General features: G+C 59.4%; 21 protein-coding genes and 1 pseudogene. 9 read left to right on the plus strand and 13 right to left on the minus strand.

The features are described 5' to 3' along the window. The first annotated feature begins 5 nt into the window (after window positions 1-5). The 4 genes from LPA34_RS02985 to pal all read left to right on the plus strand — a co-directional run bounded on the left by LPA34_RS02985 (window position 6) and on the right by pal (window position 3,446). Entirely contained in the window at window positions 6-626 is a 621-nt protein-coding gene (locus tag LPA34_RS02985) for a trimeric intracellular cation channel family protein (protein WP_228974762.1), read from the plus strand. A 290-nt stretch (window positions 627-916) separates the two neighbouring features. Further along, the gene (locus tag LPA34_RS02990; RefSeq protein WP_228974764.1) at window positions 917-1,861 is read left to right on the plus strand and encodes a metallophosphoesterase family protein; all 945 of its coding nucleotides are present in this window, start codon (window positions 917-919) and stop codon (window positions 1,859-1,861) included. 34 nt (window positions 1,862-1,895) lie between these two features. Next, entirely contained in the window at window positions 1,896-2,243 is a 348-nt protein-coding gene (locus LPA34_RS02995; RefSeq protein WP_228974767.1) for a cupredoxin domain-containing protein, read from the plus strand. 699 nt (window positions 2,244-2,942) lie between these two features. Continuing rightward, a complete protein-coding gene (gene pal, locus LPA34_RS03000) occupies window positions 2,943-3,446 on the plus strand; it encodes a peptidoglycan-associated lipoprotein Pal (protein WP_228974769.1) in 504 nt (167 codons plus the stop codon). 211 nt (window positions 3,447-3,657) lie between these two features. Here pal and LPA34_RS03005 read toward each other — a convergent pair whose 3' ends face one another. Continuing rightward, window positions 3,658-5,259: an APC family permease gene (locus LPA34_RS03005; protein ID WP_228974771.1), complete on the minus strand. Its 1,602-nt coding sequence runs from the start codon at window positions 5,257-5,259 to the stop codon at window positions 3,658-3,660. Window positions 5,260-5,524: 265 nt separating this feature from the next. Here LPA34_RS03005 and LPA34_RS03010 point away from each other — a divergent pair, with 265 nt between their 5' ends. The 4 genes from LPA34_RS03010 to LPA34_RS03025 all read left to right on the plus strand — a co-directional run bounded on the left by LPA34_RS03010 (window position 5,525) and on the right by LPA34_RS03025 (window position 8,608). Beyond that, window positions 5,525-5,938 carry a hypothetical protein gene (locus tag LPA34_RS03010; RefSeq protein WP_228974773.1) on the plus strand — a complete coding sequence of 138 codons (414 nt, stop codon included), beginning with the start codon at window positions 5,525-5,527 and terminating at the stop codon, window positions 5,936-5,938. A gap of 205 nt (window positions 5,939-6,143) precedes the next feature. Continuing rightward, window positions 6,144-6,764, plus strand: coding sequence for a ubiquinol-cytochrome c reductase iron-sulfur subunit (gene petA, locus LPA34_RS03015; protein ID WP_228974774.1), 621 nt, complete (start codon window positions 6,144-6,146; stop codon window positions 6,762-6,764). Between the two features lie 302 nt (window positions 6,765-7,066). Then, entirely contained in the window at window positions 7,067-7,396 is a 330-nt protein-coding gene (locus tag LPA34_RS03020) for a DUF1840 domain-containing protein (protein WP_228974776.1), read from the plus strand. An 807-nt stretch (window positions 7,397-8,203) separates the two neighbouring features. Next, window positions 8,204-8,608: a BspC domain-containing protein gene (locus tag LPA34_RS03025; protein ID WP_228974779.1), complete on the plus strand. Its 405-nt coding sequence runs from the start codon at window positions 8,204-8,206 to the stop codon at window positions 8,606-8,608. A gap of 3 nt (window positions 8,609-8,611) precedes the next feature. Here the strand turns inward: LPA34_RS03025 and LPA34_RS03030 are convergent, their stop codons facing one another. From LPA34_RS03030 to LPA34_RS03055, 6 genes and pseudogenes are all read right to left on the minus strand, one after another. After that, window positions 8,612-9,043, minus strand: a complete 432-nt coding sequence (locus LPA34_RS03030; protein WP_228974781.1) for a MarR family winged helix-turn-helix transcriptional regulator — start codon at window positions 9,041-9,043, stop codon at window positions 8,612-8,614. Window positions 9,044-9,172: 129 nt separating this feature from the next. Continuing rightward, window positions 9,173-12,334 (minus strand): bifunctional diguanylate cyclase/phosphodiesterase, encoded by a 3,162-nt coding sequence (locus tag LPA34_RS03035; RefSeq protein ID WP_228974784.1) that lies wholly within the window; start codon window positions 12,332-12,334, stop codon window positions 9,173-9,175. Continuing rightward, a complete protein-coding gene (locus LPA34_RS03040) occupies window positions 12,331-13,125 on the minus strand; it encodes a substrate-binding periplasmic protein (protein WP_228974785.1) in 795 nt (264 codons plus the stop codon). The genes LPA34_RS03035 and LPA34_RS03040 overlap by 4 nt, the downstream gene beginning before the upstream one ends. A gap of 356 nt (window positions 13,126-13,481) precedes the next feature. After that, complete coding sequence (locus tag LPA34_RS03045; RefSeq protein ID WP_228974787.1) at window positions 13,482-14,123, minus strand: DsbA family oxidoreductase; 642 nt, start codon at window positions 14,121-14,123, stop codon at window positions 13,482-13,484. Window positions 14,124-14,131: 8 nt separating this feature from the next. Then, window positions 14,132-15,700: a coiled-coil domain-containing protein gene (locus tag LPA34_RS03050; RefSeq protein WP_228975325.1), complete on the minus strand. Its 1,569-nt coding sequence runs from the start codon at window positions 15,698-15,700 to the stop codon at window positions 14,132-14,134. A 483-nt stretch (window positions 15,701-16,183) separates the two neighbouring features. After that, window positions 16,184-16,540: pseudogene (locus tag LPA34_RS03055) on the minus strand (DNA-binding protein); the annotation flags it as partial. A gap of 409 nt (window positions 16,541-16,949) precedes the next feature. On the opposite strand from LPA34_RS03055, the gene LPA34_RS03060 reads away from it, so the two are divergent. Then, window positions 16,950-17,171, plus strand: coding sequence for a hypothetical protein (locus LPA34_RS03060; protein ID WP_228974789.1), 222 nt, complete (start codon window positions 16,950-16,952; stop codon window positions 17,169-17,171). A gap of 24 nt (window positions 17,172-17,195) precedes the next feature. Here LPA34_RS03060 and LPA34_RS03065 read toward each other — a convergent pair whose 3' ends face one another. From LPA34_RS03065 to LPA34_RS03090, 6 genes are all read right to left on the minus strand, one after another. Further along, complete coding sequence (locus LPA34_RS03065; RefSeq protein ID WP_228974790.1) at window positions 17,196-18,068, minus strand: sugar phosphate isomerase/epimerase family protein; 873 nt, start codon at window positions 18,066-18,068, stop codon at window positions 17,196-17,198. After that, window positions 18,065-19,318 (minus strand): NAD(P)/FAD-dependent oxidoreductase, encoded by a 1,254-nt coding sequence (locus LPA34_RS03070; protein WP_228974792.1) that lies wholly within the window; start codon window positions 19,316-19,318, stop codon window positions 18,065-18,067. Before LPA34_RS03070 ends, LPA34_RS03065 begins: the two co-directional genes overlap by 4 nt. Continuing rightward, window positions 19,315-19,668 (minus strand): non-heme iron oxygenase ferredoxin subunit, encoded by a 354-nt coding sequence (locus tag LPA34_RS03075; protein WP_228974794.1) that lies wholly within the window; start codon window positions 19,666-19,668, stop codon window positions 19,315-19,317. Before LPA34_RS03075 ends, LPA34_RS03070 begins: the two co-directional genes overlap by 4 nt. A gap of 64 nt (window positions 19,669-19,732) precedes the next feature. Beyond that, window positions 19,733-20,800 (minus strand): fatty acid desaturase, encoded by a 1,068-nt coding sequence (locus LPA34_RS03080; RefSeq protein ID WP_228974795.1) that lies wholly within the window; start codon window positions 20,798-20,800, stop codon window positions 19,733-19,735. Between the two features lie 318 nt (window positions 20,801-21,118). Further along, window positions 21,119-21,508 (minus strand): SirB2 family protein, encoded by a 390-nt coding sequence (locus tag LPA34_RS03085; protein WP_228974798.1) that lies wholly within the window; start codon window positions 21,506-21,508, stop codon window positions 21,119-21,121. 141 nt (window positions 21,509-21,649) lie between these two features. Then, entirely contained in the window at window positions 21,650-22,159 is a 510-nt protein-coding gene (locus LPA34_RS03090) for an Rrf2 family transcriptional regulator (RefSeq protein WP_228974800.1), read from the minus strand. Window positions 22,160-22,370 lie beyond the last annotated feature (211 nt).

Below are 22,370 nucleotides of genomic sequence, written 5' to 3' on the forward strand. Positions count from 1 at the left end.
CATTGATGCATCCGAGGCTCACGCTCGCATTCGCCGTCATGGAGGCGATTGCGATCATGGCGTATTCCATTTCCGGATTTATCGAGGCGAGGACGCGTCGTCTCGACGCGGTCGGCACGTTTCTGGTCGCGCTGGCGACGGCGTTCGGCGGCGGGACGGTGCGGGACGTGCTGCTTGAAAGACGCCCGTTTTACTGGGTCCAGCACCAGAACTACGTGCTGGTGATTTTCGTGATGTCGCTATTTGCGCCGATGACGTTCCGGGCAATCTCGCGGGTGATTTCCGAGCGCGTGCTGCTGGTGGCGGACGCGATCGGACTGGGACTCTTCAGCGTCTCGGGGACGTCGCTTGCGCTCGACGCACAGATGCCGTGGTTCACGTCGGTGATGATGGGGGTTTTGACCGGCGTTTTTGGCGGCGTGATCCGCGACGTGCTGTGTAACGAGGTTCCGTTGATCCTGCGCGATTCGAGACCATACGCCACGTGTGCGTTCGCCGGGTGCTGGATTTATGTTCTGCTCGATTACATGAACGTCGATACGGTTTATAGCGTGCTGATCAGCACTGCGTTCATCCTCGTCGCGCGGCTTGTAACGTTCAGGCTGAACGTGCGGTTGCCGCATTGAATCGCGCCAGACGAAGCATCATCGATTGACGGGAAACGTCAGACCGCCTTCGTTCCCGACCGCTACGCACATCCCTCTCCTTTGCCTGGGGCAACCGGCAAGGCGACCTCCCCCTCACGCGGCGTATAACGCGCCGCGTTGACAAGACGACATATCAGGCGCCGGCGATGCGACTCCAGAGGGTGGAATAAAACGGACGTCGCGACGGTCTTCACATCCAGACCGGCCAGGACGGCCCGCTGGATGAGCTGGCGGATGACCTCCTCCGGAACCCTGATCGAGAGGAAACCATGTCGTCAGATCTTCCTTCCCAACCGTCGCGCCGCAGCGCGTTGAAGTGTCTCGCTTTCGGCGGTACAGGCACCCTGTTTGTGCTTGCCGGTGGTGTCCTCACACCAACGGCGCTCGCCCTCGCCGCCAGTCCGAAAGACACGTCGGCGATGTCGGGCGTTCCGCTGTTCCTGCAGATCAGCGACTCGCATATTGGCTTTAACAAGGAAGCCAATCCGGATGTCGCGGGCACGCTCAGGCAGACGATCGAGTTCGTCAATGCAATGCCGGCCAAACCGGCCCTGACGATTCATACGGGCGATATCACCCATCTTTCCAGAGCCGCCGAGTTCGATCTCGCGGCCCAGTTGCTGTCGGAGCTGAAGATCACTGAGTTGCATACCGTGCCCGGTGAACATGATGTGACAGACGGGCCCGGAACCGGGTACTTCAGCCGCTTCGGCAAGGCCTCGAACAACAGGGGTTATTACAGCTTCGACCACAATGGCGTGCACTTCATCGGGCTCGTCAACGTGATGCATTTCAAGCCGAATGGTCTCGGTGGCCTTGGCGACGACCAGCTTGCCTGGCTGGGAAACGATCTGAAGAGTCGTTCGTCCAGCACACCGATCGTCGTCTTTGCACACATGCCGATGTGGACGATTTACGAGCCGTGGGGCTGGGGCACCGGCGATGCCGGCCAGGCGATGAGCTATTTGAAACGCTTTGGTTCGGTCACCGTTCTGAACGGCCATATCCATCAGATCGTTTCGAAGGTGGAAGGCAATATCACCTTCCATACCGCACGCTCGACCGCCTATCCGCAACCGGCTGCCGGCAATGGACCGGGACCGATGCCGCTCACTGTATCGAGCGGCCAGCTTCCGGGGATGCTTGGCGTGACCACCATCACCGTCTCGCAGCACCCGCTCAAGGCAACGCTTGCCGACACGACGCTCGCCTGACGCCAGGCATCGCTCAACTGTGAGGATTCAGCTCATGCAATCCGCTATTTTTCGTCGCGCCTTCGCTGTTTGCCTCGGAGGCGGAATACTGATGTCGATGCTGGTTTCCGGGATCACTGCCGCGCAGGCGCAAGAGGCCAATGCTGTCGTGATCAAGAACTTCATGTTTTCACCGATGTCGCTAACGGTCAAGACGGGATCGACCGTGACGTGGAAAAACCTCGACGGCGAACCGCATACGGTTGTGAACGACGCCGGTATTTTTCGTTCGGCAGCACTCGATCAGAACGATACGTATCAGTTCAGATTTGACAAGCCGGGGGTTTATAAGGTGTTCTGCGGGATACACCCGAATATGAAGGAAACCATTACGGTGCAGTAGGGGAAGGCGGCGCCGGCGCGGGTCCACCGGGCAAGCGGGAAATACGGACTCGTGTGGAAGCAGAATTATTGCCGTCCGGAGAAAGCTGATCGTTCGGTCAGGCAACACGCGAAACGCCACGCGGCACACGTGAAAAAACGGATCCGGCTGAGGACACCGGATCCCAAAAGATCGTCCCCAACACAAAACCAAGGGGACGTCCGGACGTTTCGCCTGCTGCCTCTGGCAGGCAACCTTTAGCTAATCTATTTCGCCTTCCTTAAACGAGGCTTAAGCAAGGGGATTCGTTGACCCTGGCCTGCTCTCACGGTGAGAATTTTTCAAAACCCTTTCATTACTCATTCCGGTTCAACAAGACTCGCCGGGCGTGAACCCAGGTGGCATTATTCATGTCGAAATGACAGATAACACGAGACCTGTTATAGATAGCTGACGGAACATCAAATCCGCATCCGCAGATGTTTACCGAATCGTCAGCGAGTCTTTAATCCGTGCCAAAGAGTGCGATGAAGCATAGCGACCAGGCCAGATTAAAAATTGCTTACTCCATGTCGTTGAGTATAGAAGGCCGAAACCTGCATCCCTGTCTTGCGTATCAACTGGATATCGTCGTTCGCGACGTCAACCTATCCCCGCTCTCGAGCGGTAACAGTAGTCCTGTGGAGGCGCGATTGCGCCTTCGGTCAGAGGAGACCTGCCATGACCAGGATTGGATTCTGCGCAGCCATACTCATGGCGAGCGTTCTCGCCGGGTGTCATTCGGGTGTAAAGCTAAACCAGCAAGGAGGCGCCACTCAGGGCAACTCCGCAAGCAGTCAACCGGCAAATGTCGGACCCACCGTAGTCGACGAACTTGACAATCCGAATGGGCCGCTTGCAAAGCGAAGCATCTACTTCGATTTCGACAGCTATACGGTGAAGAGCGACTATCAGCCGCTGCTTGAAGCCCATGCGAAGTATCTTAGAGCTCACCCGAATCGTCATGTGCGGATTCAGGGCAACACCGACGAACGCGGAACAAGTGAATACAATCTTGCGCTGGGTGAAAAGCGCTCGGAAGCAGTACTCCACGATCTCGAAACCCTTGGCGTACCCGACTCGCAACTGGAAGCGGTGAGCTTCGGGAAGGAAAAGCCGATCGCCCTGGGTCACGACGAGGCATCGTGGGCGCAGAACCGGCGAGCAGATCTGGCCTATCAGTAAGCTCGCGTGTTTGGGAAAAAGCGCGATCGTCCGCTAGCAAGGTCGATCGCGAGTACGTCCGGGTCCGGATTCAGTATCTCCCGGGCTCGACTCAAAAGCCGGTGAAATACGACCGCCTTGAGCCCCGTGTCGATGCCCGCGACAAACGCGAGCAAACATAGCCAGCCCAACGCTACCGGTTCACCGGCATCTTCACGCGCGGAGTGATCGTCTAGCTCGTCCGGTCCATCCGCTCCATCATGGCCGATGTTTCATTCGCGCCCAGCGCGCAGCGCATCGCGAGCGCCATCACGATCACGCTCCAGATCGACACCAGCAGAATGTCCCAGCCAAAGCCGATCACGCCGCGTCCACCGCCGATGCCGCCGAGCCACGACAGTAGCCAGATTCCGCCGAACCAGGGCAGCAGCCACGAAATGTTCTTCCAGCCGAACGCGGCCGCTGGCTTTCGCATGACAAAGTGGTAGTAAATGGCGTACAGCACGAACCCGATCGCGACCATCGAAAAGAGAAAGCTATTGGTTTTGAGTCCCGTCCAGTAGATCACAAGGTTGCTGCAGATGAACGCGAGCGGTGCGATCACGGATGCTCCCGTCATGCGAAACGGCCGCTTGAGTTCGGGCAGATTGCGGCGCAACACAAGTAACGCAATCGGGCCCAGCCCGTAGGTCAGAACCGTAATGGACGTGATGTAATTCACCATCTGCTGCCATGCGGGAAACGGCAGCAGGAAAATTGCGCCGACCACCCACATCACGAGCACCGACAACCACGGCACCTTGTTGCGATTCAGCTTTATGAGCCACTGAGGCCCTGCATCCATTTCGCCGGCCGCGAACAGGATGCGCGAACCGCCGGTGACATACATCAGCCCTGTACCGCCCGGGGAGATGTATGCATCGATGTATAGCAACGTCGCCATCCAGCCAAGTCCCAGGGATGCCGCGAGGCCTGCAAACGGCCCCATCTCGCCCTTGAAGCTCAGATTGGCCCAGCCATGCGCCAGGTCGGCCGGCGACAACGCCCAGATGAACGCGACCTGAAGCATGATGTAGATCGCGGCTGCGATCAGTACCGCGCCGATGACGGCGAGTGGAATATTGCGGTGAGGATTCGCCGTTTCTCCGCCGAGGTCGATGGCCGTGCGAAAGCCCAGATAGCTGAAGACGATCCCGGCTGCCGGGAGAGCCGTAAACATACCTGAGAGCTTGTAGGTATCAGGTGCCGCACTCATCACCGACCAGTGCGTACTTGCCATCATCAACCCAATGATGGTGAGTACAGGCACCAGAATTTTCCACCATGTAATGGTCGAATTGACGTTGAGTAGCCATCGGACAACCATCAGGTTCAGCAACGCCATGATCCCGAGAAGCGCGGCGCACGCGACGAAGCCGGTCGTGGTCAGCAGACCTTCGCTCCCGGGGCGAATGAAGTACGGCAAGTAGTTGTTCGCGTAGGTCACGATCGCTTCGGTCTCGACCGCCGGCACCGGCACGTACGCGAGGAAGAGCAGCCAGCACCAGATGCGGCCGAGACCCTCGCCATGACTCGCATGGCTCATGTGCACCAGCGCGCCGCTACGCGGAAACAGCGCGGCCAGTTCCGCGAAACATAGCGCGATCAGCATGATGATGACTGCGCCGAGAACCCAGCTTCCGATACTTAACGGTCCAGCGATTTTCGCTGCATGGTACGCGCCGAATAGCCAGCCCGAACCGATAATGCTCGTCGTGCTGGCAAGCAGAAGTCCTACGACTCCGGCATCGCGCCGTAGTTTTCCCGATAACGTCAGGCTTGAGATAGTACTCATGTTGACCTCCCCGTCCCTCGATTCGCCAGCGTATATTTTCTTTTTTCTTTGCGGCTGAGACCGTCGCGCTCTTCACGTTGTCCGGCACGGAAGGGGCGTGACTTCATGTCTGGTTGGACAGAACCTGATGCAAGAAAATCCCTGAAACAGCCAACGACGAAACTTGAACCGCCTTGCGGTCACCCTTCAGGCGTTTCCTCGCGCTCCGGGTCCTGTCCGCTCCAGTTTCGGCCAGCATTGGAAATATGTCACGTTATGACCTATCATGGTTTTTCTACTGCTATTTTCCTGTTTTCTTTCAGAAAAGAAAGAATGGTGGTCCGGTATGTGCGAGAAAAACCCGGCCGGCATGCGTTGCGGAAATCGAAGCGTGAAGTATTTTCTGATCGCGTTATTCACGGTCTTGCCCTCGTCGGTGGCGAGCACGTTTTCGGGTACGCCCATGGAGCGTCGCATCGACGTCGCGATGGTTACCGTGGATCTGGATTCACCGCATATGGCTAACCACGTCGCGCCCTGGAAAGCTGATCTGGCGCGTATCACCTATACGCCCGCACGATCGAATAACGGACCGGTGATCTCCCCCGCATTGCGAAACAATGGAAACTACAATGGCGGCTGGCGCGCCCGTTTGCACGGTGACAGGTTTGAATGGCAGTTGCACGGAAACACGAAATGATCGTTTAACGTGACCCACAGCGTCGGTTCGTTGTCGACGGTATCGCTCTCCCACCCAGACTCCATCTACGCGAGACCCGTCTTTTCGGGCATCGCGGTTAAAAAGCAGGCACTTCGTAAAGTCTTTGACATTTCGGATCTACCCCGAACGCATCGACGCAATGACACTCAAACGCATATAGGCGCTCGAATGGATGGAGTGCGAAATGAGCGAGTATCTGCACGAAGGCCTGAATATCGATCGCCGCAAATGGCTGATCGCAACATCGATTGCTGGAGGCGCTGGAGGGGTTGCCGCGCTGGTGCCATTTGTCGACTCGTTCGCTCCGTCGGCAAAGGCCAGGGCAGCTGGCGCGCCTGTCATGGCGGACATCAGCAGGTTGCAGCCCGGCGACATGATGACTATTGCGTGGCGCGGCCTGCCAGTGTTTCTCGTCAACCGGACGGAGAAAATGCTGGCTGACGTCGTGACTGCAGACCCAATGGTGGTCGATCCCACGACAAAACATCCGTTTTCCATGCCGCTGCCGGAATATTGCAGGAACACGTACCGGTCTCGCGGGGATCATCGGAACATTCTCGTCGTCGTAGGCGTCTGCACGCATCTCGGCTGCACGCCGCGCCCCCGGTTTCAGGAAGGCGTACAGGCTAACCTGCCGGACAACTGGCCTGGGGGCTTCCTGTGTCCCTGCCATGGCTCCACGTACGATCTCGCTGGGCGAGTATTCAAGGACAAACCGGCACCGCAAAACCTGGATGTACCGCGCTATATGTTTGCGTCCACGACGAGTGTGGTGGTGGGGCAGGATGAACGCGGAGAGGCATGAACGAACGCAGCGTACAGCCCCTTTCGCAGATCCGGGCACGTCTCCTTCTGATTAAAACATCGAAACCCTGTTCACCTGAATCCGAAGCCCTTGCATGGCTGCCCGAGCAGCTCCTTTAAATTTATCACGTTGTGATATAAAATTAAGACAGGTCTTCTCATGACCATATCTGGCGCTGCAAGGGCCGATACCGGAACAGGAAACCGAGTGCGGAGCCTGCGCGCGCCACAGGGAGGACACGCTCCAGGTCCAATAAACAGGACTCCGCCATGCGGAAGACCTCTACGCAAGGAGGTCTCATCATGCTGGTTACGTTTCAATCCACTGCCGCGCCTGACGTCGTCATGCTCAGGAACCTCGCTCAATACCTCCTTGGCCTGATTGGCAAGCGCCTGGACACGCGCGGGGTAATCGCGCACGACGAATTGCCTCACGTGATTGCCCGTCTGGAGGCGGCCATTTCCGGGGAGACCGACGCCGAAACTGCGCTCGAAGCGCTCTATACCGTCTGGGGTGGGCATCACTACGACGTGAATGAAGATCGTGGTGGGGTTGCACACCGTGCGTGGCCGCTGCTCGACATGATGCGCGAGGCCCAAAAACGGAATGCCGATATTATCTGGGGTCTATAGGGAATCTGAGCCGGATGCCGTGCGGTAAGCGGCTCAGGCGCATCAGGTAGCCCGCGCCGCCAGTACATTTCGACGAATGCGGCTTCACGGGACAGTTTGCCTTCACACCAAACCTGCGATTCCGCAGGGTCTGACGCCGCATCATGAATACGCTCGACTCACCCGTTATTTGCCGGTCATCGAGACTTTCTGCCTGCAGACAACTTCTTGATTCTGTGTCGTCCGGCACTCCGAATGATCTCCCGGGTTTTTCCCAATGTCGGCCTTAAGTTTCGTTTAAGCCCTTCACAATAAAGTCGACCGGGCCTCAACGAATTATCGACTTCGTCGTCTGGTCGTATCTTCGAGGGGTCTGCGTGCCTTGATGCTTATATCGGTAACGGATTCGTGCTTGCGACCCGGTTCGGATTGAACCATCAAAGCGCAGTCATGCAGTGTTCTGGCAATTCGGTTTTACGGGGTGGCCTGCCAGCCTGCTTCCCTGTAGCGTGGCTGGCATTCAGGACCCGCGCACACCGCCGGGTCCATTTTTTATCCTGCGCCGCCGTGGCACCCGACACGTCGCGATGATCAATTTCACATCCCGGATAACCGTGCAGCCCACGTGCCCTCCGGTTTGCCAGATGCACTGGATGGATGCTGTGTTTAAGTCCGGCTTAAGGCTTCCGCCATACATTCAATCACGATCCAATCGGGGGCAAAGCATCGCAGTGCAACGATCCTCACCATTCGTGCAGATACCGCATGTATACTCGTCGGCTATTTTGCTGCCATGAGGTTCCCCGCTTTCAGCGGTCATCCTGTTCCATGAAGATCATCTCCGCGTTTTTTCTGCTCCTGGCCTTTAGCCTGGCCTGCCACTACGCGGACGCACAGCCGCAAGACAGTTCTCCGGACGACTACGCCTATCTCAGGCGCATGCATGTTCCTGGCGTAGTCGTGAATTGCGTGGCCGCGTTCGACCGCTGGGTAAGAACCACACCGCGCTATGACCTGTTCGTGATTTCAGAACGCCATGCGCTGAAGGCCACCATCCTGAAGGGCAAGCGGATTTCCCGCGACACGACTCCGCTGCCGGTCGACACAGTGGTGAAGACATCTGCTTTTGCCAAGGTCCGTGGCAAGTATGTGTGGATGCCCGTCAAGGCGACGTGCAATTTGTGGCATGGGCACGTGATCGGTCTTTCCGCACAACCTGTGAATATTCACTGACCGTCATTCTTGCGGAGGTGTCCGGTTGAACGCCCATCCGAAGGCCTCGATTTCCAGCTTGTGTTTCGACGCGAGTCGCGCAAGACACCGCTCCCCTTTGACTGTCAGGTGCACTTCGACCTGACGCCCGTCTGCCCTGCTCGCACGACGCAAGACAAGTCCGTTCGCCTCGCAGCGCGACACCAGCGCGACGGTGCCGTGCGGCGCCGCCTGAAGCCGCTCCGCCAGTTCGCCGACCGTTGCCCAGTCACGCCCCGCGAAGCCGCGGACGTGCAACATCAACTGATACTGCAGGGACGTGATGCCTTCGGTATGCGTCACCTCCTCCGAGAAGCGAAGAAACCGACGCAGCTGATAGCGAAAAAGCGACATCGCTTCGATATCGTCCTTGGTCGGCACGCCCGCCGAAACTGCAGGTTTCCTGCGCGTCGTCATGCTGTTGGTTCCCGTGCTCGAAATGGACTGGTTGAACCGACATCATACTCACGATCTTCCAGCGCATGCATGCACGCACACGTATCGCACGTGCGCGTGGCACCAGTTGCCCCTTTGATGAAGAACGGATCAGTTCAGCGTGCCTGAATCGACGCTTCGTTCATCGTTTCCTTCCACCTGATCCGTTGCCTGATCCGCGGCGCCGAAGCTGCTTGCGAACTGCTCGAAGCCTTCGATCGGCAGCGGTTTGCAAAAGAGGAAGCCTTGATAGGCATGGCAGCCTGCCATGGCAAGAAAATCCCTTTGTGCTTCGTTCTCGACGCCCTCGGCGATCACACCCAGGTCGAAGCTTCGCGCGAGCGCCACGATGGTTCTCGCAATGTCGGCGTCGTTGGGGTCGTCCAGGATATCGCGCACGAACGACCGGTCGATCTTCAGTTGATCGAGAGGCAAACGCTTCAGGTAAGAGAGCGACGAATAACCAATGCCGAAGTCATCCAGCGAGAACGTCACACCGTACGCCCGAAGCGCCCTCATTTTTTCGATGATGTCCTCGACATTCTCGACAAGCACGCTTTCGGTCAGTTCCAGCTTCAGCCGGTCCGCCCTCGCACCCGTTCGCTGGATGACCGTCAGCACGCCCTCCACGAAGTCAGGCTCCCGAAACTGGCGCGCGCTGACGTTCACCGCAATCGACAGATGCGCCATCGATGGGCGCGTCGCCCACCCGGCCAGCTGGCTGCACGCGGACGCAAGGACCATCTGTCCAATCTCGAGGATCAAGCCGGTCTCTTCCGCGAGCGGAATGAATTCGCCTGGCGGGATCAGCCCGCGCACCGGATGCACCCATCGCACGAGCGCTTCGGCGCCGGTTATATGACCGCCGTCGATGACCTGCGCCTGGTAGTGAAGCACAAACTGGTTCTCTTCAATCGCGTTGCGCAGACCCACCTCCAGCTCCGCCCGCTTCAGCACGACGGTCTGCATGGCAGGGTCGAAGAAGCACATCGCGTTGCGGCCGCGCTCCTTGGACTTGTACATCGCGAGATCGGCCTGCTTGAAAAGCTCGTCGGTGGAGGTTTGCTCTCCATCGAATACCGCCACGCCAATGCTTGCGGTGCTGCGGAACTGGACGCCGCTCAACTGATAGGTGCTGCCCAGTACGGCGAGAATCCGCTCGCCCACCGCCTCGGTCTGCGCAGTCGCCGTCGCCTTGTCGAAGCTCAGGTTCCCCAGCACGACAACGAACTCGTCGCCGCCTACCCGGGCGACTGTGTCGCCCTCGCTCACGCTGCTCGACAGACGGTAGGCAACCTGCCGCAGGAGCATGTCGCCCTTGTCATGACCGAGCGTATCGTTCAGCGTCTTGAAGTGATCCAGGTCGATGAACATCAACGCACCGCAGACCTTGTCCCGGTGGCTGCTCGCCATCGACTGCCTCAGCCGTTCAAGCAGCAGAGCGCGGTTAGGCAGGCGCGTGAGCGTGTCATAGAACGCGAGTTCACGGATTTTCTCTTCCGACTTCTTGCGCTGCGTGATGTCGTGGTGCGTGCCGACGTAATGTGTCACCGCGCCGCCTTCGCCGGTCACCGCTGAAATCGTCAGCCACTTGGGATAGATCTCGCCGTTCTTCCGGCGACCCCAGATTTCACCCTGCCATCCGCCGACGCGGCGAATGGTTTGCCACATCTCCTTGTAGAACGCGGCATCGTGAAGGTCCGACTTGAGCAGCCGCGGCGTGCGCCCGACGACTTCCTCGGCGGCGTATCCAGTGCATTCGGTGAACGCCGAGTTCACGCGAAGTATCGTGCTCTCGACGTCAGTGACCATCATGGCTTCCTGCGAATCGAACGCCACGGCGGCAATACGCAGTTCCGCCTCGATCTGCTTGCGCTCGGTGATGTCGCGACCGCTTGTACGAAAACCGATGAAGCCACCTCGTGCATTGCTGATCGGCACCCACGAAACCGAAAGCCACACGTGCGAGCCATCCTTGCGCACACAACGAAACTCGAGATCGTCGCCGCGATACCCCTGCAGACCTTTCTGGAATTCCGGCGCCACGCGCGGAATGTCGTCCGGGTGAATCAGCGTGCGGGAGAAGTCGGGCATCGCCATGCATTCCTCTACCGTATAACCCGTGTAGTGCTCGACTGACGGGTTGATCCAGCGCGGCTTGCCGTCCTGTCCCCACCAGATCTCCAGATTCACGGTGCAGTCTGCGATCGCGCGGAATTTCTCTTCGTTTTCGCGCAGTTCCTGCGTCATTTTCGACGCCAGACGCATCGCACGCCCGCGCCCTGTCATCATGAGCCAGCTGAGGAGTGTCAATAGCAGGCTTAAGCCCGTACCGGCGCAGGCGATCAACACTTCAGCGTTACGCCCGAGGCGCGAGCGGAATTCGTCGAACGCGCTGACGGAGAGCATCCAGTCGTGTCCGTTGACGACCAGATATTCATTGGTGGAAATCAGTGGCGTCGTGTGCCGGTTGCCGGCATCCGACGTTCGATAGAGCAGCGTTGCCTTCGATGGCGCCACGCCGTCGTAGATCGCGAACGCGAGCCCGTTGGGCTGCTCGCCGTAGAGACTGGCGATCACGTCGCGCATGCGAAACGATGCGTAGACCCAGCCGGTAATGTGCGCACGACGCTGCGCGACGTTGTCCTGCGTCTCGCCGGGTGCGTAGACCGGCAGGTACATGATGAAACCCGGCCTGCGGTCAGCACCCATATCGGCTGACAGACTCACCTTGCCCGAAAGCGTCGCCATGCCGGAATCACGCGCCTTTTCGAGCGCGAGCCGGCGCACCGGATCGTCCCAGGCGTCGAAGCCGGGCGAGCTGCGCGCGGGACCCACATAGGGCTCACGCTGAATGACCGGCGCGTAATCCTCGCGACTTCCCGGAGGCTGAATCGCGTATCCGGTGACGCCTTCCTCGCGCATTTTCGCGACGTGTGCGTCCTTGCGCGCCGCCGGCACCCATTCGACGACACCCACGGCGTGAACCCCGGTAAAGTTCACGTCGAGATTAAGCGCGTTGACATAGCTGCGGAACTTCGCACGATCGATCGTGCCGCTCGTGGCAAACAGGCTCTGCACGCCGCGCAGCATGAGTTCATACGTCGCCATCCGCTGTTCGATGCGGCTGACCGCATCGCCCACCGAATATTCGAACTGGGTGCGCAGTTCGTTGCGGGTGGCTTGCCGCTCGTGATTCCAGACGCTCCACGTCACGCAAAGCGACGTCGACAGGACGAGCAGCGGCAACAGGACGGAACGCGCCCTGCTCACGGTGTCGCCTGAAAGTTGACCATGGAATTAGCGAGGTCCGGCTTGAAGTATTTGTCGAAAATCCGGCGCACCGTGCCGTCAGCGCGCATCTCGTCCACGAGCGCACGCCATTTCGCCCGTTCCGCGTCCGGGAGCGCCTTGTTCGACATGATCAGACCGTGCGGCACCGACGGATCGTTGAATTCGATGATGGTCGTCACGTCGCGAATCTTCTTCTCGTCGATCGCGGGATAATCGAAGGGCTCGATAATCATGCCCTGGATGCGGTGCAGAATGAGCGCCTGATACAGCGGCTCCAGGCCGCCACCCTGGCTGACACGGTTCTCCGACGCGAGCTTGTCGACCAGCGCGTTCGCCGAATCGCTATAGCGGAAACTGCGAATCACGCCGAGCTGCGCGTGTTTGTCGTTCTCGAAGTCCGCGACGTTATGAATGCCAGCGTCGTTGCGAACCAGCAAATAATATTTGTTGCTGAAGTACCACGCGAATGACGCGTACTGGTTACGCTCGTCGTTGGCGATACCTGAAAGGCTGAAGTCGAGCGCGCCGGATTCGATCAGCTTCCAGATCCGCGCGCGCGACATCAGGCTGACCTTGATCTGGCAGCCGCTGCGGCGAATCAGTTCTTCCGCGAAATCCTTGTCGATGCCGCTATCCGTATCGAGCGAATAAAGCAGGCCATGGTCGTGCAAACCGAGTGTGAAGGGTCGGGAACAATCCGGTCCAGCCGCAAAGGCATTGCCTGTGCAACATACCGCCAGTAGCACACCACCAAGCCAGTTTCGAATCACAGTGCCTCCGCAGCGGAACGTCGCATCGTTGAATTGTTGTCCGCAACCCCGACCCGACGGGGCGACCCACCGGCCGTGCCTTGCAAATTCCAGCCTGTTCAGGTCTTCGTGTGCCCTTCCTGGTGCGGTGCGTCCGGCGATGAACGCCCAGGAATCGGGTAAACAAATCCTCCGCACGCATTATCGGCAATAGTTCGCGATTCTTGAGCGGTGCAGGCGATTTTTTCTGACCGGATGTTCAGAGCCCGACCGGGTAGATGATCGCCCATCTGCGAAACCAGCGTTTGAAATCGCCATCGCCGGATTGATGCAATTTCGCCGGCTTGCCTCGCCCATCGTCCCGCCCGGCCTGAACGTTACGTTTCGGACAGAATCTGCTGGATGGCCTGCTCGAAGGTTTCCACGGGTTGCCCGCCGGACACCAGATAGCGCTGGTTGAAGATGATCGCCGGCACCGAGTGGATGCCCATCGCCTGGTATTTCTGTTCTTCGGCGCGAACGTCGTCTGCATAGCGATCGCTTTGCAGCACATCGCCTGCCTCCGCGGCGTCGAGTCCCACGGACCGGGCCGCTTCGACCAGGACTTCGTGGTCACTCGGGTCCTTGCCCCCGGAATGGTAAGCCCGCAGCAGTGCCATTTTGAGCGGCAACTGCCTGCCTTCGATACCGGCCCAATGCATCAGGCGATGCGCGTCGAAGGTGTTATAGACACGCGTACGCGGGCCGAACGCAAAGCCCACACTCTCGCCCCGCTCACGGATCATGGCTTGTGTTTCGGCGATCTGTTCCGGTGTGCGTCCGTATTTCTTGCCGAGATAGTCGACGATAGCCTCGCCGCCAGTTCCCATCTCCGGATTCAGCTCAAAGGGATGCACGACGATCCGGGCGTCGACCGCTTCGCCAAGTCGCGATAATGCAAGCTGAAGTGAAGACAGGCCGATCGCACACCACGGGCATGCGATATCGGAAACAAAATCGATTGTCAGTTGTTGTGTCATCGCGTTCCTCAACTATCCACCCTGGACATGACGGCCGTAGCCGGGTTATACCGGTAGCCCTTCTGGGCGAGTTGCTGAACCATCGTCGCGCCGATCAGTTTCTGCTGCATTTCCCGGGATACCAGTTCGTGATCCGGCTTGACCCGCTCCAGCTCGGATGAGAGTCGCCGCAACAGCGCGACTTCTCCCGTGCTGCGCGCGTCGATGAACAATATCTTCTCGCCTGCCTGGCCAAGTCTTTGTTTAAGCTCTTTGGCATGCGCCGCCCACTGTTCGGCATTGGCACGAAGCTCGTCGAAGGCCTTTTCGTGGGCTCTGGCCTGTGCCGCCAGCTGACGTTGCAAAGCATCGATGTCTTCCGCGCCCGCGGATTCACTGGCGTGCATGGCAACTTGCCGTGCGCGCTGGCTTTCCGTCGAGTCGGCTGCCTCGTGCGCGGCGAGACGCTGCTCCAGTTGCGCGACATGTTTTTCGGCGGCATCCGCGCGGTCCTCCGCGGCAGAGGCTTCCTGCGAAACGCGGGCGAGTTCGGCACTCGCGGCCATCTTCGCGGCAGTCAAGACGCTTTCGCGTTCGCGGGCCTCACCGAGTTCCCCGGTTATGCGCTGCAGTTCGGTGAGCTGGGCCAATGCCTCTTCCTTGCGCGCCGCGCCTGCCTTACGCTCCGTCACAAACGCTGTACGGGCCTGATCCCGTTGAGCCTCCATCGCGGCAAGCCGTGCAACGCACTCGTTCACCTCTGCTCTCGCCGCTTCAGCGCGCGATGAAGCTGTGCCCGCTTCCTGCGACCGGCGCGTCACTTCTTCCGACTTCGCCTGACAGGCGTCGCTCAGCGTTGCGATCTCCTGCCGTGCCGCGTCGAGCTGCTGATTAACCTGCGTGATTTCGTCACTCCTGCTTGAGACGACTGCGCTCAACTGTTCATGCGCATGATGCGCCTCTTCAAGCGACGCATTTGCAGCTTCCAGTTTCGCTGCTTCCCCTGACGCACGCTGTACGAGTTCCTCGATGCGTGTTTCAGCGGCTTCGGCGCGCAAGGAAGCCGCGCTTGCCTCTTGCGACCGGCGTGTCACTTCTTCCGACTTTACCTGGCACACGTCGTTCAGGGTCGCGATCTCATGCTGTGCCTCGTCAAGTCGCTGGTTCTTCTGAGCGATCTCGTCGCTCCTGCTAGCGACGATCGCAGTCAGCTCTTCACGCGCCTTCTGTGACTCTTCAAGCGATACATTTGCAGCTTCCAGTTTCGCTGCTTCCTCCGACGCACGTTGTACGAGTTCCTCAATGCGTGTTTCAGCAGCTTCAGCGCGCGATGAAGCCGCGCTTGCCTCTTGCGACCAGCGTGTCACTTCTTCCGACTTTGCGTGGCACGCGTCGCTCAACGTCGCGATCTCTTGCCTCGCTGCGTCAAGCTGCTGGTTCCTCTGAGCGATCTCGTCGCTCCTGCTAGCGACGATCGCAGTCAGTTCTTCACGCGCCTTGTGTGACTCTTCGAGCGACGTCTTCGTGGCTTCCAGCGCAACTGCTTCTTCAGATGCACGCTGTACAAGTTCCTCGATACGCGTTTCGGCAGCTTCCACGCGCGATGAAGCCGCGCTTGCCTCTTGCGACCAGTGCGTCACCTCTTCCGATTTCGTCTGACAGGCGTCGCTTAACGTTGCGATCTCTTGCCGCGCCGCGTCAAGCTGCTGGTTCGTTCGCGCAATCTCTTCGTTTTTGCTTGAAACGACCGCGGTTAATTCTTCACGCGCCTTGTGTGCTTCCTCAAGCGACGCCTTCGTCGCTTCCAGCGCAGCAGCTTCTTCGGATGCACGCAGTACGAGTTCCTCGATACGCGTTTCGGCAGCTTCCGCGCGCGATGAAGCCGTGCCCGCTTCCTGCGACCAGCGCGCCACCTCTTCCGACTTCGCCTGACAGGCGTCGCTCAACGTTGCGATCTCCTGCCGCGCTGCGTCAAGCTGCTGGTTTGTTCGCGCAATCTCTTCGCTTTTGCTTGAGACGACCGCGGTTAGTTCCTCACGCGCCTTACGCCCCGCGTCGACTTCTTCGAGTATCTTCTGAAACTCGGCAAGCGCCTCGTCCCGTTCTACATGAGCGGTGGCGACGTGCTCGTTCATCTCCACGAGACGCTGACTGAACGCCTTCTCCGCCTCCGCGTGCGACACCGTCCAGATGCGACCTGCGGCGCTCATCATCGTTTCGACAAGGCCCTCGGGCAATCCCGCCTGAACCAGCGATTCCTGTGTTGCGGGCTGCCGCGCTTCGCGCCAGCGCTGCAGGGCCGCCACGATCGCAACCAGCGAACCGCCGCGAACCTCTGACCAGATTGTGACTGGAGAAACCCTTCTGCCTTCTTCGACCATGCGATCTGCGATTGCAGCGACCAGCTCATCGGTGATCGTGTCTGCGTCCGTGGACATAAGCGCCTCAATAACCAGGGTGATCGTGCTAAAAATAGATTCTTCTATACGTTACTACGTTCAGCAAAATCCCATTGAAAGCAGAATGAAGGATTGTACCGCCTGGGTAAAGCCTGCTGGGCCTGTTCTTGCCGGCAGGTAACGCGCGCTCAAATGTCTGTTTGCGACTTCTGCGCTCCCTTGCGGAGAGTATCGCGCGAGGCGGTATAGGGCGAGACGCTTCGTTTAGCGCGGAGATGCCGGCAAACACGTCCGCGATGAAATCCATGAATACTGGAGCGCACCTTCGACGGTCCGCCAATCCCGCGTCTGACAATCAAAAGATCGTCGATTCCATTCTCGCGGAACGCTTCGGCAAACCTTGGGAGATCGCGAAAGCCATCGTGTATCTGGCTTCGGATAAGTCGGCATGGAGATCGCCGTGGATGATGGGCGGATGCTGAACGACCAAGGTGTGGTTGCCAGCACGTCTGAATCACAACGCGCTGGACCGGTTAATACCAATGCGTTCGATGACAGGAATCAGACCCACCTTGCGTTGCGGAGCGCGGCGGTCAAGGCAGATGGCATCTGCGACTTATCCGCCGGCGACGAAGGCATCCTGCGCGGGGACCTGTCGCGTGAAGATTGAGACAAGCCACGGCTGCGTCATGCGTTACTCAGGAAACACCGCTTGCACGGATGCGGCGTGGTGCTGCCGCACGTCGCGCCATACGTCACGAATCCAGTCGCGCAACAGCAATGATTCGGCCCAACGGTCCGTCGTATCGTTGCCGTCGCGGCCAATGATCGCGTAGGGCTTCGGACCAAGCTCACAGGTGAACGCGAGCGTGTCGTCCGCTCCCGCGCGTTTGCACCACGACGCGAAACCGTAGCGCCACCAGTCGAGGAACAGGTCCACCCACATCCTGTGCGGCTCGAATGACAGCTCGATCTGAACCTGCTCGCGGCTCGCAACGCGGCCATGAAACGCCCAGGAACTGTCGAGAATGCGATGCATCAGCGCATGGTTCTCGCCGGATACCGGCCATGCGAACTCCCGGCCTACGAGGTAATGTGAAATGTCGCCGAGCAGTTTTGTCCCGGGACGCGCATCGAGCAGGTCGAGTGTGAAATAGAGGTCGGTGGTCATGCGGTCGCGGTGCGTTTCGATGTACACCGGGAAATCCACCTGCTCCGCAAGACGCGACCACCCGTCGAGCAGCGTCACCGCTTCTGCAGTGCCGCGCGGCCGCACATCGGGCTGCAGGTCGATGTGATGCACGCCAGATTCGGTTGCGTTCTCGAGCACCGGTTGCAGATCGTCGACGGTACGCGGAAAGCATTGACCCTCCACGTCCAGCCCATACGTCTTGCGTAGCGCCGCTAGCCGCCGCACTTCTGCACGGTCCGCGTAGTGCGCGCTGATGCCGTCGAAACCGGCCCCGGCAATCATGCGCAGGTTCTCTTCGAGCGATCGCTCGAAGCCATCGCCGTGACGCCGTTCCATCGCCCACATCGACTGGAAGACCAGCAAGCGTTGGCTCATAGCGCCTCCGCCGCCAGCAGCGACTTCAGTTTCACCGAGCAATCCGCCAGCACCGCCGGATCGATGCGTGCGCGACGGCCGATCAGTTCCTGTGCGGCGCGCACTTCGCGTGCGACCTCGCTCAACTGGCCAACACCGCTTGTGCCGACCAGCACACCTTCGCGGTCGAGCGCGAAGAACACGCGCGAAGCCGATCCGGTGTCACGTACCACACTCGTCGTGCCGAACGCAGGCATGCCGGCGATCTGAATCGTCATGTCGTACTGATTCGACCAGAACCATGGGACCGCCGAATAGGTTTCGCCGTAATCGAGCATGTTGCGCGCCACGATCCGCGCATGATCTTCCGCATTCTTCCAGCACTCGAGCCGGATACGGCGGCGGAACAGCCGGTGCGGGAATGAGCACACATCGCCGGCGGCAAAAATCCAGGGATCGTTGGTACGCAGCGTATCGTCGACCGCAATGCCGTCCGCGACATCGATACCGGCTGCTTCCGCGAGCGCGGTGCGCGGCGTCACACCGACACCCACGACAACCGCATCGCATTCCAGCGTGGTGCCGTCGGACAGCTTGAGACCCGTTGCCCGTGTATCGCCAAGAATACGTTCGACCTGTGTGGCGAAGCGAACATCGACCCCCATCTGGCGATGCCGCTCGACCAGATAACCCGCGACGATTTCCGGCACGGCGCGCATCAACGCACGCGCGGCCGCTTCGATGACGACCACTTTACAGCCGCGCGCGATCGCGGTCGCCGCGATTTCGAGTCCGATAAAACCCGCACCGACCACCGCGATGCGCCGCCCTGGCGACAGTTCGTCGACAATCGACAACGCATCGGGCACGGTGCGCAGCAGATGCACTCCGGCAAGCGCGGCGCCTGGCACGGCGAGCCGGCGCGGCTCGGCACCCGTCGCGATCAGCAGCCGGCGGTACGACACCGTGCGGCCATCGCCGAGCACCACCCTGCGCTCCGCGCGATCGATCCCGCTGACCGGTGCATCGACGCGTAGATCGATGCGGTTGTCGCGATAGAACGCCTCATCGAAAAGCGTGCACTGTCCGGTGGTCTTTTGCCCGAGCAGCACGGCCTTGGAGAGCGGCGGCCTGTCATACGGTGCGAGTCCCTCGTTGCCAAGGAGGGTGATCTCGCCGTCCCAGCCGTTGTCGCGCAATGCATGTGCGGTACGCGCCCCGCACTGTCCCGCGCCCACGATCACCATCGCGGCATGTTCGGCGGTTTTCATACGGCATCCTTTGCGGCTGTAGAAAGTACGCCGATCAGCACGTTGTGGCCTTCGACGCGCACCGGCCAGGTTTTCAGTTTCACGCAGACGGGCGGACTCATCGGCTTGCCGCTGACGATGTCGAAACGGCCTTGATGGAGCGGACATTCGATCTCGCCGTTCACGACGAAGCCTTCCGCGAGATGCGCCTGTTCGTGCGTGCACCAGCCGTCCGATGCGTGAAAGCCATCCGCCAGCCGGTACACCGCGTAGCTCGTGCCTTCATGATCGAAACGCAGTACATCTTCTTCGTCGATGTCGTGGGTGGTACATGCGACGACCCACTTCGTGTTGTCGGTATCGACTGCCACGATGCCTCCCATGGATGCAAGAAGTAATGGATTTACAGCGATGCAGAAGCCGAAGCAGTCTCTTTCAGGTACCCGGCTGTGCAGTGAAATTCGCCTGGCCGCCCGCTGATGGTTCGGGTAGCGTGCGTTCGATCACATGAGCCGGATCGCGCCGTTGCTTCCACAATGCCGGCACCATCTCGCGCCAGGTTGCGTAAAGATTCGGATATGCGGGCGGCAACTGGTCCTTGATGGCATCGTGCAGACGCGGCAGCGCATGAAACGGCACCATCGGCAGCAGGTGATGCTCGAGGTGATAGTTCATGTTCAGGTACAGGAAACGAAATACCGGATTGATGTAGACGGTGCGTGTATTGAGCCGGTGATCCTTCACGTTGACCCCGAGTCCGGCGTGCTGCGTGAGGCCCAGCAACTGGTGCAGCCAGCCGCCGTAGAAACGCGGCGTCCAGACGAACATCAGCGGCAGGAAGCTACGGAACACGATTGCGAGCACGATTGTCGCGACGATCACCGCGAGATAGATCCGCGACGACCAGATCATCTTCGGTTTCTCGCTGGCGGGCAGGAACGCTTCGGTCGCGGCGTCGATGCGGCCGAACGCGTGGCGAATGGTCTTGCGAATCTCGGCGGTGCCGCCGATGAGCGCAAGGAAATCGAGGAGAATCGGCAGCACCTTCGTCGGGCGTGCCACCTGGATCTCCGGATCGCGCCCGGTGAAGTAGGTATGCGTATGATGCCGCGCGTGGCTCCAGCGCCACCAGTACGCCTCGCGGATCGTCATGAACGACGACAGATGGTAGAACGCGTCGTTGAGCCAGCGCGTCCTGAACGGCGTGCCGTGCGCGAGTTCGTGCCAGCGCGCGTCGCTCGACGAGTAGATCGTGCCGTACACGAAGAACGCCGGCACGGCCCACCAGCTACCCCAGCTGAACCCCGCGACAACACCCGATGCGATCAGCAGCACAAGCCACAGTCCGAAATTGCGCAAACCCGGCGCGTCGCTGCGCTTCATCAGTTCCTTGAGGACAGCGCGCGGAATGCGCGGCTGATACCACTGCTCGCTGATGCGATCGTCGAACGTCTCGTCTGTCAGGCCGGGTTTCGTGATTCCGGGCGGGGGCGTCGATGACATGCCTGTCTCCTTGTTGCGGTCTGTTCGCTGGCTGCGTGAGGCTGCCGCGCTTATAAACCGGCGGTAAACGCCGCCCGGCTGGAACAAACACTACTTGATCGACAACCAGCGATCACGACGGAATTTGATGGCTTTCCATCAAAGTCCTGCCCGCGGATTACTGGCAAGGCGCGTCGGCTTTAGCGAGGGCCAGTTGCCTGGACTGCTCACCCTGCTTCGCCATGAAAAATCTATGGCCCCCCGTTTTTGCATCCCGTTTTTTAACGTCATGGTTGGCTTGCCTGGTTCTAGCCACGCTAACGCTGCGGATGCACCGATTCAGTTCCTGGCGAAGAATCCGAGCGGAAGATGGGTGCGGGCCACGGAAACAATGAATGCGAAAATAACAATCGCGCCCAGCCAGCTTGCGACGCAGATCAGCCGACTGCTGCCGTGCTTTAGCGCGACACTGCCGAGTACCACGTAGACAAGCAGCGCGCCGAGTTTCGTGAGCAGCCAGTTCGCATTTGCCGCGAAGCCAATCAGCATCGCAAGCCGCACTCCACTCACGAGCAGTAATGTATCGATGACGTGCGGAATCACTCGCACAAAGCGCGTTTGCAGCAGGCGTGAGTTGAAGGCCCGCAGTATGCCTCGTGTGACGAAGCCACCCAGGCTGAGTGCCACGCAGGTAATATGAATCGAGCGGATAACAAGGAATGAATTCATGATTCAGAACCTGGAAAAACGGGCGACTCGCGACGGGCCCGCGTCTGGCTGTTGCCGTTCTTCCTTGCGTCTTGCCGTACTTCACAAGATGTCGGTGCGTCCGGCCCTTTAGCGATGCGCAACAGTGCTAAAAGGCGATGCTTACCGTTCCCGTCTATTCTGCGCCGCTGTCTTGCGCGGCGCGTCGTTCGCGGGCATTGGCATGAACTGCACGGGCACCGACGTCTCCAGCAAACGCGAAAGCGTCTGCCGTTTTTCGATCAGGTCTGCGAGCGTCCTGTGATCGAGTACATCAAGGTATGCCTTGAGTGCCGTACTCAGCGCACCGCGCAAGCCACATGCGGCCGTGATGACACATTGATTGTGTTCGGTATCGAAGCACTCGACCATGTGAAAGTCCGGCTCCATGCTTCTAACCACATCGCCAACAACAATTTTCGACGCAGCGCGGCCGAGGCGGATGCCGCCTCGCCGTCCACGGACGGTAGTCAGATAACCGGCTTTGCCGAGTGCATGAACGATTTTCACAAGGTGATTGCGCGGTATGCTGAACGCGTCTGAAATCTCCTGGATCGTCACCAGTTGATCGTCCCGCAGCGCTGCATACATTAATGTGCGAAGACTATAGTCCGTGTAATCCGTCAGCTTCATCGAAGTTCCTCGCATCAACCCGAAAGACCGCCCTGCCTGGGGCCGTGCAATCATTCGTTATGACATCCGCCCGGGATGAAAATTGCACGAATATCTGATATTTTTTATGTCACAAAAGCGTCCAGACAGTGCTTATTTGATAGAAATTATCGTCATAACATATACTGTAACTGTATTTTATATTGCGTGATCACCTTATTCTGACGGTGTC

Source organism: Paraburkholderia gardini (assembly GCF_907164575.1).
In the GTDB taxonomy this organism is placed as follows: domain Bacteria; phylum Pseudomonadota; class Gammaproteobacteria; order Burkholderiales; family Burkholderiaceae; genus Paraburkholderia; species Paraburkholderia gardini.

Bases quoted from the DNA above. Each gene is read 5' to 3' on its own strand.
- LPA34_RS02985 (WP_228974762.1), top strand. From the start codon at position 6: ATGCATCCGAGGCTCACGCTCGCATTCGCCGTCATGGAGGCGATTGCG.
- LPA34_RS02990 (WP_228974764.1), top strand. From the start codon at position 917: ATGTCGTCAGATCTTCCTTCCCAACCGTCGCGCCGCAGCGCGTTGAAG.
- LPA34_RS02995 (WP_228974767.1), top strand. From the start codon at position 1,896: ATGCAATCCGCTATTTTTCGTCGCGCCTTCGCTGTTTGCCTCGGAGGC.
- pal (WP_228974769.1), top strand. From the start codon at position 2,943: ATGACCAGGATTGGATTCTGCGCAGCCATACTCATGGCGAGCGTTCTC.
- LPA34_RS03005 (WP_228974771.1), bottom strand. From the start codon at position 5,259: ATGAGTACTATCTCAAGCCTGACGTTATCGGGAAAACTACGGCGCGAT.
- LPA34_RS03010 (WP_228974773.1), top strand. From the start codon at position 5,525: ATGGTTTTTCTACTGCTATTTTCCTGTTTTCTTTCAGAAAAGAAAGAA.
- petA (WP_228974774.1), top strand. From the start codon at position 6,144: ATGAGCGAGTATCTGCACGAAGGCCTGAATATCGATCGCCGCAAATGG.
- LPA34_RS03020 (WP_228974776.1), top strand. From the start codon at position 7,067: ATGCTGGTTACGTTTCAATCCACTGCCGCGCCTGACGTCGTCATGCTC.
- LPA34_RS03025 (WP_228974779.1), top strand. From the start codon at position 8,204: ATGAAGATCATCTCCGCGTTTTTTCTGCTCCTGGCCTTTAGCCTGGCC.
- LPA34_RS03030 (WP_228974781.1), bottom strand. From the start codon at position 9,043: ATGACGACGCGCAGGAAACCTGCAGTTTCGGCGGGCGTGCCGACCAAG.
- LPA34_RS03045 (WP_228974787.1), bottom strand. From the start codon at position 14,123: ATGACACAACAACTGACAATCGATTTTGTTTCCGATATCGCATGCCCG.
- LPA34_RS03060 (WP_228974789.1), top strand. From the start codon at position 16,950: ATGGAGATCGCCGTGGATGATGGGCGGATGCTGAACGACCAAGGTGTG.
- LPA34_RS03065 (WP_228974790.1), bottom strand. From the start codon at position 18,068: ATGAGCCAACGCTTGCTGGTCTTCCAGTCGATGTGGGCGATGGAACGG.
- LPA34_RS03070 (WP_228974792.1), bottom strand. From the start codon at position 19,318: ATGAAAACCGCCGAACATGCCGCGATGGTGATCGTGGGCGCGGGACAG.
- LPA34_RS03080 (WP_228974795.1), bottom strand. From the start codon at position 20,800: ATGTCATCGACGCCCCCGCCCGGAATCACGAAACCCGGCCTGACAGAC.
- LPA34_RS03085 (WP_228974798.1), bottom strand. From the start codon at position 21,508: ATGAATTCATTCCTTGTTATCCGCTCGATTCATATTACCTGCGTGGCA.
- LPA34_RS03090 (WP_228974800.1), bottom strand. From the start codon at position 22,159: ATGAAGCTGACGGATTACACGGACTATAGTCTTCGCACATTAATGTAT.